The sequence below is a fragment of the Candidatus Phytoplasma tritici genome, assembly GCF_000495255.1.
GTDB classification, from domain to species: domain Bacteria; phylum Bacillota_I; class Bacilli_A; order Acholeplasmatales; family Acholeplasmataceae; genus Phytoplasma; species Phytoplasma tritici.
Genome location: NZ_AVAO01000003.1, coordinates 131,681 through 147,734, shown reverse-complemented (window position 1 = coordinate 147,734; position 16,054 = coordinate 131,681). Strand labels below are relative to the sequence as shown.

Below are 16,054 nucleotides of genomic sequence, written 5' to 3'. Positions count from 1 at the left end.
AAATAAGAATAATAAGTAGCAAAAAAAGATCAACTTAAAGTTGATCTTTTTTGTTTTTTTTAATTTGAAAAATATGGCAAATTTTGAAAAATATTGTAAATAAATAATTTATTGTTCAGTTTCTTTGGAATTTTTTAAAGGTGAATTTGGGATGAATTTATCTATAAATTCTTCGGTAAGTATTAAGGAATTTTGAGGACTTCTAGGTTTATTAAATGTAGGATGGTATTTTTCATTGCCTGGTTTAAATAAATGATATTTTTTATAAATGTTAGTCATTTTTGGGGTTCTCCAAAAAAAATAAATATTTTGGCTTTCGTTTTTCATTTGTAAAATATCATCCAAAGTGTATTTGTTCCAATCACCAACATCATACTTATCAAAAGGAGATTCAAAAAAAATCCCTACTAAATCCAAAGGAGGAGTTTTGATTCCTGTCATAACACTATATAAAAAAACGCCTGAAAGATCTTGTCCATTAAATGAAGGGAAACGAGCTATCCAACCATCATATTGAGGTTGTATTTTGTAGATAATTTTATGCATTAAAGTAGGTTTTAAGTTTTCCATATAAACATGAGTTTCAGAATTTTTAAGAGTGCCATCTTCCATAAATTCACTATCAGGTAATATAAAATGATAATGTTTTTTGCCATTTACTGTTTGAATATAAAGAGGTAGTGGTTCTTTTTCTGCGATGATTTGTTTGGGGTTTTTGATTTGGAATTGGGTTTGTTTTATTTCTTGTGATTCTATTTTGGATGTTGGGCTTTTTTCTTTTAGGGGTTCTAGTTTTTTTGATTGTAATTCTTGTGTTTTTGATTTTTCCAAATTAGGAGTTTTGACCAAATTTTGTTGATTGGGTTTTTTTGTTTGGTTATTAGTTAATTGTGTTTTTTCTGATGGTTTAAAGGTTGAATGTCTTTTTTGTAAACTTAATATTAATAACAATAATATTAATATTATTGATGAAATAACGCACAAAAAAGACACTAATTTATATTTTTGGTTAAATAATTTAATATTCAAAATATTTGTTTCCTTAATAAAAAATAAAATAATAGGGTTAAATGAATATTAATAATTATTTTATTTTAGTTTTTTAACTGCTCAAGCTAAAGTTTTTTTGAATGTTTCTGTAGTTAAAAAGATTTAAGGAGGATATCTATATTTTTTTAGTTTGGCAAGTTTAGTTTTTGCTACTGTTATCAAATCAAAAAAATTATTATAAAAATGAGCCATTCATTATGCTTTCTAAATGAAAAAGAAATTTTTACTAAACTTGTTATTTTAAAAGTTTTTTTAAAAATACCCAAAATTGGTTTTTTTGTTTTTATTGATGAGGTATTAATTATTTTATTGTTTTTGTTTTTAATTTTTGGTATAGAATTATTGTGAATTTTTAATAATTATTCATAGATGTGATATCAAATAAAATAAAAAAAGACCTTTCAATTAGAAAAGTCTTTAAAAAAATTATTTTTAATTTGGGTAGTTTTTAAATTCAATTAGGTAATAAGTTTTTTTTATACATTTGTAATTGGTGATATATTTGATCTAATAATTTATTGTTGAATTTATGTTGTTTTTCATCATTTAAATTGCAGAATTTTTTGGTAAGTTCTATTGCCTCATCGATTATAATGGCATGAGAAATGTTTGTTTCTAACAATTCATAAGTAGCTAGGCGAATGATTGCTCTGTCCACTTTGTTAAGGCGATTTATTTTATAATCATATAAACTTTTGGTAATAATTTCATCAATAAATTTAAGATTGGTAATAATTTTTTGAAAAAAAGTAAAAATGGGATTGGGATTTGTTTGTGACAAAGTCAAATTATTTTGGTAAAAATCATATTTATATAATAATTTCATCACTTCAATTCGTAATAACCGTAATTCTTTTTTATTTTGAGGATATTTCATGGTGAATTATTTTAATGCTTGAGTGAGGTTATTTTGTACTTTTTCCCAGTTTAAGACACTAAAAAAAGCTTCAATATAATCAACTCTAAGATTTTTATAACTTAAATAATAAGCATGTTCCCAAACATCTAGACCTAAAAGAGGAGTTCCTTGGTTTAGAACTACATCTTGATTAGGAGTAAAAGTAATTGCAAGTTTTTTTTGTGGTGTTAATACAAGCCAAGCCCAACCGCTTCCAAAAATGGTTTTAGCAATATTAGCAAATTTGTCTTTGAAAGTTTCTAAAGAAACAAATTCGCAGTCAATCATTTCTTTTAATAATCCTTGAGGAGTATTGCCATTATTTACTTTTAGAATAGTCCAAAAAAAAGAATGATTAAAATGTCCGCCTCCATTGTTTCTAACTGTTTGTCTGATATCTTGTGGTACTAACGATAAATTAGTTAGCATTTGTTCCAAAGATAAATTTAGTTGAGGGTGTTTTTTGAGAGCATCATTGAGGTTGTTAATGTACGTTTGATGGTGTTTGAGATGATGTAATTGCATAGTTTGAGTATCAAAAAAAGGTTCTAAAGCATCATATTGATAAGGAAGAGAAGGTAGAGTAAAGTTCATTTGTTTGCTCCTTTAATGGTTAATGAAAAAAATTGGGATAGCGTTTTAATTGTGATAAAATGGAATAAAAACACTGTCTGTAATTATAACAAACAATGTTTTATTGTGTTTTTGTCTTTTATGTTTTTTTATATAATTTATTTTTTTAAGTATTTGTTAGTTTGTTTAATAATTATTGAGATTTAACTTCTAAAGCTTTAAGTCCTGCTAAATTGAGTAATCCCCAAGGTTTATTGAAATGAGGTTGGAAGAAAAAGTCAACAAAAGCAAGTTGTTCTACTGTCATTTGGTTTTGCATACAAACACTTAAAGTATTCATTTTTTCAGTTAAATCAACGCGAGAAACAATTTGTCCTCCTAAAATTTTGCGAGTGTCTTTATCAAAAACAAGCTTTAACATTACAGCATCATAATCAGGCATAAATTCAGGTCTGTTAGCATCTTTGATTGTAACAGCACCATAGTTTTTACCTAAGGATTTGGCTACATTTTCAGTAAGTCCTGTTGAAGAAATACTCAAATCAATAATTTTAATGCCGCTTGTTCCTTGAGTTCCTAAATATTTTACGCAAGGTTTTTCAATATTAAGTCCTACAAGTGTTCCCATTCTAATAGCATTAGTTGCTAAAGGCATATATTTTAATTCCTGGGTAGGATTGTAATAAACGTTAACACAGTCGCCACAAGCATAAACATCAGGGTCTGAAGTTTGCATATATTCGTTAACAACTAAAGCACCGTTAAATGATGTTTCGAGATGATGAGCAAATAATTGGGTGTTAGGTTTAAAGCTGATACACATAATTACCATTTCGGTCTCAAAGGTGTTTTTATCAGTTTTTACATGAGTCACTAAGCCATCTTTAGTTTCTAATCCTGATATTTTTTGTCCTAATGCTAGTGTAACTCCGTGGTCAGTTAAGGTTTTTTGAGCTACATCTGTAAATTCTTTGTCTAAATATTTAGACATAATTCTATCTTCTGCATCTACTAAAACTACTTCTTTTTTTTGTACCGCGAATGCTTCAGCTAATTCAATTCCGATATATCCAGCACCTACTACTGTTATTTTATTAACGTTTTTGCTGTAATTAATAATATCCTTGGCATGATCAAAGTTTTTAGACATTAAAACATTTTTGCAATCAATTCCTTTAATAGGAGGAATAACAGGCCAAGAACCAGTAGCAATTACCAATTTATCGTAATTGTCTTTAAACTGTTTGCCAGTTTCTAAACTTTGAACTAAAACTTCTTTTTTGTCAAAATCTAGTTTTAATACTTCATGTTTAAGTTTGGTGCAAACATCCATACTTATCAGTTCATCAGGATTTGAATAAAAAAGTCCTAGACTGTCTTTGATAACTCCTCCAACATACAAAGCAATTCCACAAGAAAGAAAAGAGATATTATCGTTTCTTTCATATACAAAAACATCAGCTTGGGGATTGTTTTTTTTAATTGTTTTTACTGCAGCGGTTCCTGCATGAGTACAACCAACAACGATAACTTTCATATTTTTGTTATTAACTCCTTTGGATTTTGATTTATTTTTGTATTTAAGTTTATTTTTACTATACACTTTTAATTATACCTAAAAAACACTTGACAAAATAAATAAAATTAAGGGATAATCAAAAAAAAAAAAAAACGAATTCGAATATGGAGCGCTATTGTGACAACTTTTTTACAATAACAAGAGATAAGGCGTAATTATCGGTGTGAGTGATAGAAATTAAAATGGGGATGAAAAAATTGTCGCATGTATTATTTTTCACATAAGGAGCTCCGTTTTTGTCGTTAATAATAGACCAGTTATAATAGTTTTGGCAAGTAGGATTGATTTTTGAGGGTGTTTGAAAAGCTTTAAAAAGAGCTTCTTTAGAAGCCCATCTTCCTGCCAAAAAGGTAAGTTGTCTTTGGGGATTTTGGATGGTTTGATAAATTTGGTATTCTTCTGAGGATAAAACCCTTGCTGCTAAAATATCTTTACCTATTTTTTTAATTTTTTTAATTTCAACTAAATCTATGCCAATATTTTCCATATTCATTTTTTTTCCTTAGATGGTGCCAAAGTTTGGTAAGTTTCAATTTCACAAGCTAGTTTTTTGATTTTTTGAAAATAATAATTTAATCCTGATTTGGTGATTTGTTGATTATGTTTGTGATAATATTTTTTAGTTAATTCTTGTAAACTTGCATCGTTGTTTTCTTTTCTTAATAAAATGATTTGCAATAATTTAGGTTCAAGGTTGGAAAATTGTTTTTGGCTTTTGAAATTTTTTGGATTTTTAATTTTTATATTTGTATTTTTGGTTTTGGGGTTTGGGGTTTGAAAGTATTTTTCAATCAAATTAATTTGTTGTAATTGTAAATTGGCAGAAGTAAGAATTTTTTTTTCATTTGAGATTTCAAAATTAATATAAGATTTAATAATATGGTTTAAGTCTTTTTGAATTATTGTTTTTTCGTATTGAAAAACCATTTCTAAAGCGCCAATTAACCTTAAAAAATCAATAATCATTTGAGATTCTTTCAAATAAACTAAAAAACCTTTTTTGTGATTAATTTGTTTGGCATTAAGACTAAAATGAAGCATCAACGTTTTAATTAATTCAATTTTATTGTTGTCTTTGTGAAAAAATTCTAGATGATAATTAGTTTTTTTGGGATTGTTTACAAAACCTATGCATAAAAAAATACCTCTTAAAAATGATTTTTTGGCTTTTGGGCTTTTTAGCAAAGGTAAAAAATCGCTTGGAGTTTGATTAAAAAAATGATGTTTTTCTAAAATTAAGGAGATGTCTTTTTCAATTCCTATATGAATGCTTTTTAAATGTGGTAAATTATATTCTTTGCTAGTCATCAAAAAAGAGTTAGTATTAGGATAAAAAGTTTTGATTAAAATCAGAAAACGCCTAGCAATTTTGATGTTTTTGGTTTGGAACCACAATAAAGTTTTTTGGTGGTTTTTTTCTAATTCACAGCCAAAATGTAATAAAGCTGTCAATTCAAAAAAATTTTCTATGGGCAAGAATTTTTGACAAGCAATTTCTTCTTTGATTTTAATGTTAAAAGACATTGGCACCTTCTTGGATTTGTTTTTATTTGTTGTAGGTAGGGTTTGAGTTTTAGGAAACATAACGGTATTTTTGTTATGATTTAATTTGGCTATTTTCTATAATTTGTTGTAATTCTTTTTCTTCGATAATAGGAATTTGGAGTTTTTGGGCTTTGGTTATTTTAGAACCAACATTGATGCCAACTATTAAATAATTAGTTTGAAAAGATAAACTTTTAGTTATAATTGCTCCCATTTGTTCTAAGATTTGTTGGATTTGAAGGCGGGAATATTTTTGGAGAGTTCCTGTTAAAACAATTTTTTTATTGGTAAAAATAGTTTGGGTAATTGGATTTTGGGGGTTAGTTCTTTGAAAAGAAACTCCTAGTTTTTTGAGTTTGGTGACTTCTTCTAAATTACAAGAATTGGAAAAATATTGTTGGATGCTTTGGGCAATTTTGATTCCTATTTCTCTTATTTGAGTAATTGTTTCTGATGTGGTTTGTTGGAGATTTTCGATAGTTTGAAAATTTTTTGCCAAAACTTGAGATACTTTTTTTCCGATATGTTTGATTCCTAAAGCAAATAAAACATCTTCAAATCTCTTTTGTTTGCTTGCTTCAATGGCATCCAAAATATTAGTAATTTTTTTAGCGCCAAATCCTGGCATTTCTTGTAAAATATGCTGGTGGTTTTTCAATAAATAAAGGTCAGAAGGTTTGGTAATTAGATTTTTATCAAAAAAAGTAATGATAGTTTTTTCTCCTAAAACATTGATATCCATAGCATTTTTAGATACAAAATGAATGAGTTTTTGGATTTTTTGCTCGCGACAATTTGGGTTGATGCAAAAATAATCAACTTCGCCTGGTTGTTTTTCTAAAATTGTTTTGCAAGCAGGACATTTTTCAATCATTAAAGTGGGTTTTTGCAAATCAGTTCTTTTGCTTTTAATAACTTCTAAAATTTCAGGAATAACTGAGCCTGCTTTATGAACTATGACATGGTCTTTTATTCTGATATCTTTTTTGCAAATGTAGTCATAATTGTGTAAAACCACTTTTGAGACCAAACTTCCATCTACCATAACAGGCATAATTTCACAAACTGGGGTTATAACACCAGTGCGTCCCACTTGAAAAATGATGTTTTGAACTATGCTTTGGCTTGTGATAGTTGCAAATTTGTAAGCAGTTGCCCATCTGGGAGCTTTGGCAGTGGCACCAATTAAAGAATGAAAGGAAAGCTCGTTAATTTTGATGACAATGCCATCAGTATCGTAGGTAAGTTTTTCCTTAATGGTTTTGTATTTTTCAATTACACTAAGCAAATTTTCAAAATTAGGTACGCAATAATAATGGGGGTTTGTGGTAAATCCCAAATCAGTTAAAAAATCCAAAGTATCTTTTTGGGTGGATTTGGTCAAATAAGGATCTGCAATACCATAGACAAAAATAGACAAATTTCTTTGAGCCACAATTGCCGAATTAAGTTGTCTTAAAGTTCCTGAAGCAGCATTTCTGGGATTGGAAAAAAGGGGTTTGTTTTCTTGTTTTCTTTGGGAGTTTAGTTTTTCAAAAGCGGGATGGGATAAATAAATTTCTCCTCTAACTTCTAAATCAAAATCTTCATTTAATCTTAAAGGAATGGTTTTGATAGTCTGGGCGTTTTTGGTAATATCTTCGCCCCAAATGCCGTTTCCTCTTGTTAAAGCTTGCACTAAAATGCCTTTTTGATATTTTAAACTTATCGCTACACCGTCAATTTTTAATTCAGTTAACAAAGAAAAAATAGGAATTTTTTTGACAATACGATCATAAAAAGCTTTGAGTTCTTCAAAATTAAAAACATTTTCCAAAGACATCATTGGAGTTTTGTGTTTAATGGTACTAAATTTTTTTTCTACAAAACCACCGATTTTTAAAGTAGGGCTATAAGGAAGTTTAAGTTGAGGATAGTGTTTTTCTAAATTGATTAATTCTTTAAGTAAAGCGTCGTATTGTTGGTCGCTTAAATCGGGATTACTTAGATTATAGTATTGATAATTGGCTTTGTTGAGTTGTTTTACCAATGATTTAATTTTTTTTTTGATTGGATCAAAATTTTGCATTTCTTTACACCTTTTTATAAATAAAAGTAGTTTTTTGGTTGAGAGTTTTTGATTTTGATTTTTTTAGGTTTAGATTTAGATGTTTATTTTTCTTTTTTAAAATTAAATTTATTTTCTGTTCTTTTAATAAGGCGTAAAATATTAGAATAATGTTTAGCTATAATAATTAAGGTAACAAAATTAATCGAAAAGTAAAATAATTCCAGTTTTGGAATCTGGTTTTGAATTGGTTCCAAAGTTCCAAAATTGCCACAATACAAATAATTTAGCCATAAAAAAATATTAACTAAAGCGCTTGTAATAATTGAAGCTAACGAAGCATAACCAAAAAGTCTTAAAAAAATGGCAAAAAAAATGATACCAGAAATACCAATCAAAGGATTAAAAGAAGTGATAATGCCTACCGAAGTTGCAATTGCCTTGCCACCTTTGAATTTATTGAATAAAGAAAACATGTGTCCTAAAATAGGAGATATTGCCAAAAGAGAGATTTTCATTGTGAGGTGGGGGGGTTGTAAAAAAGTTTGTGTGGATGGTTCTGTTAACCAAAATTCTGAGAAATGCAAACAAATTTTAAGTGGCACAAATCCTTTGAAAAAATCTAACAAAAATACTAATATTCCCCATTTTTTCCCCAAAACTCTCAAAGCATTAGTTGCTCCAATATTGCCAGAACCTGTGTTTCGCAAATCTTTTTGTTGCACCAACTTGCCAATAACTAAACCTGTAGGAATCGACCCTAAAATATAAAAAAACAAGAATAAGAATAAAAACGATAAGTTTTCCATTTTGCACCTTCATTTCATTTATTGTTTCAAAAATTTATAATTTATTTAATGAGTTGTTAAGTTGTAATTATTAGTTGTGTTTGCTATTAATTTAGTTTTTTTAATTTTATAAAAAATTTAATAATTATGTGTTTATAAAATAAAAAATTTACTATATAATTTTACCACAGACCTTACTTTTCTTTTAATATAATGAGGTTTTTGGTTGTCAAAATTAAATAAAATTATTAGATAAACAAAAAGATTGAAAATGAGGAATTGTTAAGTATATTAATAAATTAAATTTTATTTGTTATTTTTTTACAAAAAACATTATAATATAAGTATTTTTTTTTGAAAATTTCATTAATTAGATAATTTTTATGGTTATAAAATTTATTGGAAGAACTAAATAACTAAAAGATTTAAATGATTTGATTCTTACTTCTAAATTTGAATTTGGATTAATTTATGGTAAAAGATAAGTTGGAAAAACTACTATTTTGAAAGAAATAATTAAAGTTGATGCATACAATATACAAAAAGGAAACAATATTTAAATCATGAAAAATGAAAAATTAAAAGAAATATTAAAATAAAAAATAAATTATTGTAAACTCTAATGACAAAATCAAAAAACTGATAAAAAAGTTTTTTGATTGATTAAACAATTCAATCAAAAACTAAATTTAACAACTATTTTAAAAACTATCAAAATCAAAAAAAAGCACTTATTATTGGTTGAAAGTCGAAAATAAAATCAAAAAAAAGAAGAAAACAATTATTACAACAAAATCGCATTAAAGCTTTATGTTTACACCAACAATATTTTTACGGTCATCGCAAAATCACTGATTTATACCAAAAAACCTTTAACTAACCTATTACTAAGAAAAAAGTTTATACTATTATAAAAGAAAATGGTATTTTTTTGTCGTTTAAAAATTAAAAAAATAAATATTATTATAAAAACAATTTAAAATCTAAATTAAAAGTAGTAGATAATTTAATCAATCAAGACTTTTTATCAATAGCCTCTTTACAAAAATTATTCAACGATATTACTTATTTAAAAAATCTCCATCGTCTATTTTAAAAATCAAATAATCGCTTCCCATGCTTCAAAACACCAAAATAAACAATTAGTTTCAAATACAATTAAAAAATTAACTCCATTAAAAGAACCTTTGTATTGTTCATTCCGACCAAGGAACAGTTTATCAATCAAAAAAAGTACAACAAACACTAACTAAAAAAGGTTTTTTATCAGCATGTCAAGAAAATCTACTCCACATGATAACGCTGTTATTGAAAATTTTTTCGGCCAAATGAAGACTATATCACAACATCAACATCTTTTTTATTTCAAAAATCAATAGACAAAGTTAAAAAATAATCAATTATTTCCCTAAATTTTGGAACAATCAATGGATTTTAGCTAAATTAAATTATTCATCACCAATTCAATATTCCCTGAATTTTAGATAATATTTTTTTATTTCAATTTTTCAACCTTGAAAAAGGTTATCTTTTTGCACATTTTTTTGACCAAAATAACATAATTTCGTAAAAAAAATATAATTTTTAGTTTTATATGGGAGTTTTTAACTTTTTTTTATCTAAGATAGAGCAAAAAGCATAAAATTATAATAAAGACAATTATTGAATGCATTGCAAACTAAAATTAATGAAGTATTAGCCGCAAAACAAAAAGCACTTAAGGAAAAATCCAATCTAGAAACATAAATAAAAAAATTCAAAATAGAACAAAAATCTTTAAAAGAGATCCAAAAAAATATGCATAAAATCGTTATAATAAAATATACGAACAATTATCTACCCAAGAAAAAAGAAATAAAAGAATAATAAACATAATAATTAAACAATCCCATATATAAAGATAAAAATATTTTTATTAAGAGAATAGTTTTATATGGGAGTTTTTAACTTTTTTTTATCTAAGATAGAGCAAAAAGCATAAAATTATAATAAAGACAATTATTGAATGCATTGCAAACTAAAATTAATGAAGTATTAGCCGCAAAACAAAAAGCACTTAAGGAAAAATCCAATCTAGAAACATAAATAAAAAAATTCAAAATAGAACAAAAATCTTTAAAAGAGATCCAAAAAAATATGCATAAAATCGTTATAATAAAATATACGAACAATTATCTACCCAAGAAAAAGAAATAAAAGAATAATAAACATAATAATTAAACAATCCCATATATAAAGATAAAAATATTTTTATTAAGAGAATAGTTTTTATATATCCTTAGATTAAATTTTAATTATTTATTTATTTGAAAAAATATATAAAAAAATAGAAGCTACGGAACTCACACACAAACAAATAACAACAACCCAAGCTAATAAATTAGAAAAACTAAAGTTAAAACCTTTTTTATTTGATTTAACATTTTTATTATCTTTGATTAATTTAGTTTTATTATTATATTTCTTACTTTTTTTTAAATCATTATTGTTTTGTTTTTTATTTTTCTTATTATTGTTATTCTTATTATTTTTATTTGTTTTCATTACACTATTTTATTTCCTTAATATATGTCGTTATAATTTTATAATCAAGTCAAAGACTTACTTATATTTTAACTGGAAATAAGTTTTTTTCAACAATTTATTAAAACAAAATTAATTTATTATTAAAATAATTCCAAATTACAAAAATACTGGTATAATATATGTATGATTTAAGGAGGTTTTTAACTTGCAAAACTATATTCAAAAAAAAAAATTACAGCTTCAATTCCAAACTTTAACTCCCATCCAAAAAGAAGTCTTTTCACAATTTGAAAAACCAGGTAATCTAGTAGGAATTGCTCCTACAGGAACAGGCAAAACTCATGCTTATCTTTTACCGATATTAAGTAAAATTGATTTTCAAAAACCATTTACTCAAGCAATTATTTTAGTCCCTACCAATGATTTAGTATTTCAAGTATGGGAAATGTTTAAACAAATTGAAAAAACTAATTTTACAAAAATTCTTTACGGAGGAATGGATAAACAAAAAGCAATTACTACTTTTGAAAAAAAACAACCTCCATTAATTATTGCAACTCCCGATAAATTATTAGAATACGCATTTAAACTCAAAAAAATTAACTTAAAATATGTATCTTATTTAGTCCTTGATGAAGCTGATATGATGTTTGATGAATTATTTTTAACTTCCCTAGACCCTTTAATTAGCCATCTTAAAGCCAAAATTTTATTATTTTCAGCTACCATCACCGAACAATTAAAACCTTTTATTAATCGTTATTTTGGTAAATCTACTTTTATTAATGTTTATAATCAAAGTAATCTTAACCGTACTTTTTATTTATTAGAAACAACTACAAGTAAAATACAGACCTTAATTCATCTAACCAAAGTCCTTAATCCTTATTTAGCGATCGTATTTGTCAATGAAAAAAAAGAACAAGAATTAGTATTTCAAACTTTAAAAAATGACAGTCTCAAATTACTTAATTACAACTCTGCTTTATCAGTTAAAAAAAGAAAACAAAGCCTTAAAGCTATTCATAAATTAAAATATCAGTACGTAATTGCATCAGATCTTGCAGCCAGAGGAATTGATTTTGATGCTTCTTGTGTCATCCATTACAATTTACCTTCACACCTTGAATTTTTTTTTCACAGAAGTGGTAGAACATCAAGAATGGGCAAAAAAGGTGAAATCATTGTTTTGTACGATCCCCAAGACATTAAACAAAAAGAAAAAATTAATAAATTAATCCAATTAGGAATTACTTTTCATCAAAGCTCTTTAAGCAAAGATGGTTTTATAAGAACTAAAAATCCAAAAACTGTTACAAATACCAAAACTAATAAGACAAATAAAAACAATAAAAATAACAAAAACAACCAAACTAACCAATCTAGCCAAAAACAATTTTTCAAACAAAACAAATTTACCAAAGATTCCAAACTTCCTAAAAAAGAAAATAATAAAGATTCAAATTTGGAAGCACCAAATAAAACCCGAAACACAGTCCAAGAAATAAAGAATAACAATAAAAAACTAAAGCAAACAAGAAAAACCCAATTATAAGAAAAAGAATCAAAAAGAAAACCAATCTCCCAAAAGAAAAAGCACTTTTTTCAAACAAAATTTAAATCAAAATACAAATACAAATCACAAAAAATATCAAAAAAATAAATTACTGAATTACAAAACTAACTATTAAGAAAAAATTAAACTAATTTAAACTAATGAATCAAAAAAATAAACAAATAAAGGAGATTTTATTATGTTATTTTTGGGAAGTTATGTTGCTATGAAAAAACCACATAATTTTCAAGGAGCCATACAAACTGCCATTTCTTATGGTGCTAATGCTTTGATGGTTTATAGCGGCGCTCCACAAAATACGATAAGAACCAAAACCAGAGAATTAAAAATTAAAGAATCTTTACAAATTGCCCAAAACAACAATTTATATTTAAATAATTTGGTAGGACACGCTCCTTATATTATAAATCTTGCTAATCCCGACAAGACTAAAAGAACTTTTGCAATTGATTTTTTATCCCAAGAATTAGAACGTTTTGCAGCAATGAAAATTAATAAAATGGTTTTACATCCAGGAAACTATCTCAAAACAAATCCCCAAGAAGGAATTAATTTAATTGCTCAAAGTATTAATTTAATTTTTGAAAAAACTAAACATTTAAAAACCCAAATTGCCTTAGAAACTATGGCAGGCAAAGGAACTGAAATTGGTAAAAGACTAGAAGAATTGCAACAAATAAGAAATCAAGTTAAAAACAACAAAAGAGTTTCTTTTTGTCTTGATACTTGTCATCTTTTTGATGCTGGCTATGATTTAAAAGAAAACTTAGAAGAAATTATACAAAAGATAGATTCCATTTTAGGCTTTCAAAATGTCTCTGTAATTCATATTAACGACTCTAAAAACGAATGTAATAGTCACAAAGACCGTCACGAAAACATCGGTTTTGGCAAAATCGGTTTTGAAACTTTACTCAAAATTATATATCATCGCGCTTTTGCTTTTATCCCTAAAATTTTAGAAACTCCCTATATCAACAACAAAGAACCTTATAAACGCGAAATTGAAATGATTAAAGCCAAAACTTTTAACCCTGAGTTAAAAAATTTATTTTAAAAAAACACCCCAATCATTAAAACAAGTTTAAAAAAATCAAAAATCCCTTATAATTAATATTGGTGTTTATTGTTTATTAAAATATTTTAGACTTTTAATATAGCATTTTAATATTATTAAACATTAAAAATATACAATTTATTAGTAAGGTTTTAAAATCATCAATAAAAAACAAATTATAAGCAATGCATTTTCTTTTTGGAACGAATTAAGTCCCAATTATCAAATGATAATTATTGCTTTTATCATTGGATTATTTTTTTTCTTTTTACGTAGTATCATCAAAATAATTATTGGTATTATTTTATTAATTTTAATATTAAAATTTGGTTTAAAAGTTGATTTTTTAAGAAATATTAACTAACCTTACCAAAACTAGATAAAATATTTACTTTCCTAATTAAAATTAAAAAAAACAACTCTTTTGCAAATTAAAGGGTTGTTTTTTAATTTTAATTAGGAATACCAAAATAAGTATCTTAACTTTTTTCAAACAAAAATTATAAAAAATGCTATAATAGTTTTATAAAATGTGTTTATTATATCTTAAAATATTAAAAACGTTTATCAAAATTAATGAGAAAAAATAAGTAAAAAAATCATTATTTTATCATTTGTTGTCATCATTCAGAAATCAATTTTTATTTTACAATCTAAAAAGAAAGGAAATGCAATCATGAATTTACAAACCACCAAAAGCAAAATCCAAAATGCAATCCAAAAAGTTTTATTAGAAGAAGTAACTTTACAAGAAAAACTGGCAAATGACAAATTTGATTTTTCTTTACCTTTGTTCGCTTATGCTAAAAAAACCAAAAACAATCCTCATATTATTTTTGAAAATATCAAAAAAAACCTTGTCGAAATAAACGAAATTCAAGATTTAATGTTTTTAAACGGTTTTTTAAATATAAAACTTAAAAGAGCTTCATTAGCTTACGAAATATTACTTCAAATCAACAAATTACAAGCTAATTATGGCAATTTTCCAAATCAAAATCAAACCATAGTTATTGATTATTCTTCTCCTAATATTGCCAAAAACTTTTCTGTTGGCCATCTGCGTTCTACTGTTATTGGAAATGCTCTCAAAAATATTTATCAAAAATTAGGTTTTAAGGTAGTAGGCATCAATCACTTAGGAGACTGGGGAACCCAATTTGGTAAAATGATTGTAGCTTATCAAAAATGGGGTAACAAAGAAAAAATCCTAAAAGACCCAATTAACGAACTACAAAAATTATACGTTTTTTTTCATCAAAAAACCAAAACCAATCCTAAATTAAACGAACAAGCCAATTTTGCTTTTTTACAATTAGAAAAACAAAACCAAAAATATCTCGATTTATGGAAATGGTTCCGCGAAGTTTCTTTACAAGAATTTTGCAAAATTTATGATATTTTGGGGATTTCATTTGATTTTTACTTGGGAGAATCTTTTTATAATGACAAAATTGCTCCTCTTTTTGAAGAATTAGAACAAAAAAAGCTTTTAAAAGAAGAAGACAAAGTTTTACTTATAGAACTTGATAATTTACCTCCTGGCTTAGTGAAAAAAACTAATGGTAGCACCTTGTATTTAACAAGAGATCTAACTACTTTTAAATATCGTTACAACACTTTTAATTGTAAAAATGTTTTATATGTTGTAGGTAACGAACAAAAACTTTACTTTAAACAATTAGCCCAAATAATTGAAAAAATGGGATACTGTGACACTAAAATAAAACACATCAATTTTGGTTTAGTTTTGATGGATGGCAAAAAAATTTCTACTAGACATCACAAATTTACTACCTTAATTGAAGTAATTAATCAAGCTACTATTTTAGCTCAAAAAAACATTGAAGAAAAAAATCCTCATTTATCAGATCTCAACCAAACTGCACGAAAAATCGCTGTAGGGGCAATCATTTTTAATGACCTTAAAAACGATAGAAATCTAGATATTGATTTTAATTTAAAAACTATTTTACAATTCAAAGGACAAACAGGCCCTTATCTCCAATACACAGCAGCACGTTTAAATTCTCTTTTAAACAAAGAAAAAATAGACATAAGCTTAATTGACAAAACCATTTATCAAAAAGACCATTATTTTATTTTAGTAAAATTATTAGACCAGTTCCCTTTAATTTTGCAAAAAGCCCAAAAAGACAATATGCCAAGTATTTTGGCAAGATACATGTTAAAAATAACTCAAAATGTTAACTTTTTATATTCACAAGAAAAGATTTTAACAGATGATAAAACCACTACAAACACTAATCTTTTGTTGATCCAAGCAGTTTTTATTACTCTTAAAGAAAGTTTAAGAATTTTAGGAATTCCTTTTTTAGAAAATATGTAGTAGTTTTTAAAAAATACCTTATTTTTCATAAAACAATTAAATTCCAAAGAAAAATCTGCAAAGAC

General features: G+C 25.8%; 11 protein-coding genes and 1 pseudogene. 4 read left to right on the top strand and 8 right to left on the bottom strand.

The annotated features are described in order from the left end of the window. Positions 1–108: 108 nt before the first annotated feature. From N747_RS0102000 to plsY, 8 genes are all read right to left on the bottom strand, one after another. The gene (locus N747_RS0102000; RefSeq protein ID WP_024563571.1) at positions 109–1,029 is read right to left on the bottom strand and encodes a hypothetical protein; all 921 of its coding nucleotides are present in this window, start codon (positions 1,027–1,029) and stop codon (positions 109–111) included. Positions 1,030–1,504: 475 nt separating this feature from the next. Beyond that, entirely contained in the window at positions 1,505–1,927 is a 423-nt protein-coding gene (locus N747_RS0101990) for a transcription antitermination protein NusB (RefSeq protein ID WP_024563570.1), read from the bottom strand. A 6-nt stretch (positions 1,928–1,933) separates the two neighbouring features. Next, positions 1,934–2,542: a superoxide dismutase gene (locus tag N747_RS0101985; RefSeq protein WP_024563569.1), complete on the bottom strand. Its 609-nt coding sequence runs from the start codon at positions 2,540–2,542 to the stop codon at positions 1,934–1,936. Positions 2,543–2,714: 172 nt separating this feature from the next. Next, positions 2,715–4,058, bottom strand: coding sequence for an FAD-dependent oxidoreductase (locus N747_RS0101975; RefSeq protein ID WP_024563567.1), 1,344 nt, complete (start codon positions 4,056–4,058; stop codon positions 2,715–2,717). 154 nt (positions 4,059–4,212) lie between these two features. Then, positions 4,213–4,587 carry a holo-ACP synthase gene (acpS, locus tag N747_RS0101970; RefSeq protein ID WP_024563566.1) on the bottom strand — a complete coding sequence of 125 codons (375 nt, stop codon included), beginning with the start codon at positions 4,585–4,587 and terminating at the stop codon, positions 4,213–4,215. Between the two features lie 2 nt (positions 4,588–4,589). Then, positions 4,590–5,624: a DNA-binding protein WhiA gene (whiA, locus tag N747_RS0101965; RefSeq protein ID WP_024563565.1), complete on the bottom strand. Its 1,035-nt coding sequence runs from the start codon at positions 5,622–5,624 to the stop codon at positions 4,590–4,592. A 73-nt stretch (positions 5,625–5,697) separates the two neighbouring features. Continuing rightward, complete coding sequence (ligA, locus tag N747_RS0101960; protein WP_024563564.1) at positions 5,698–7,713, bottom strand: NAD-dependent DNA ligase LigA; 2,016 nt, start codon at positions 7,711–7,713, stop codon at positions 5,698–5,700. Between the two features lie 83 nt (positions 7,714–7,796). Further along, complete coding sequence (gene plsY / locus N747_RS0101955; RefSeq protein WP_024563563.1) at positions 7,797–8,501, bottom strand: glycerol-3-phosphate 1-O-acyltransferase PlsY; 705 nt, start codon at positions 8,499–8,501, stop codon at positions 7,797–7,799. Between the two features lie 605 nt (positions 8,502–9,106). Here plsY and N747_RS03850 point away from each other — a divergent pair. From N747_RS03850 to argS, 4 genes and pseudogenes are all read left to right on the top strand, one after another. Then, a pseudogene (locus N747_RS03850) lies at positions 9,107–9,968 on the top strand (IS3 family transposase); the annotation flags it as partial. 1,243 nt (positions 9,969–11,211) lie between these two features. Then, positions 11,212–12,561 carry a DEAD/DEAH box helicase gene (locus N747_RS0101930; RefSeq protein WP_024563561.1) on the top strand — a complete coding sequence of 450 codons (1,350 nt, stop codon included), beginning with the start codon at positions 11,212–11,214 and terminating at the stop codon, positions 12,559–12,561. 199 nt (positions 12,562–12,760) lie between these two features. After that, the gene (locus tag N747_RS0101925) at positions 12,761–13,639 is read left to right on the top strand and encodes a deoxyribonuclease IV (protein WP_024563560.1); all 879 of its coding nucleotides are present in this window, start codon (positions 12,761–12,763) and stop codon (positions 13,637–13,639) included. 676 nt (positions 13,640–14,315) lie between these two features. Next, positions 14,316–15,989, top strand: a complete 1,674-nt coding sequence (gene argS, locus N747_RS0101915) for an arginine--tRNA ligase (RefSeq protein WP_024563559.1) — start codon at positions 14,316–14,318, stop codon at positions 15,987–15,989. Positions 15,990–16,054 lie beyond the last annotated feature (65 nt).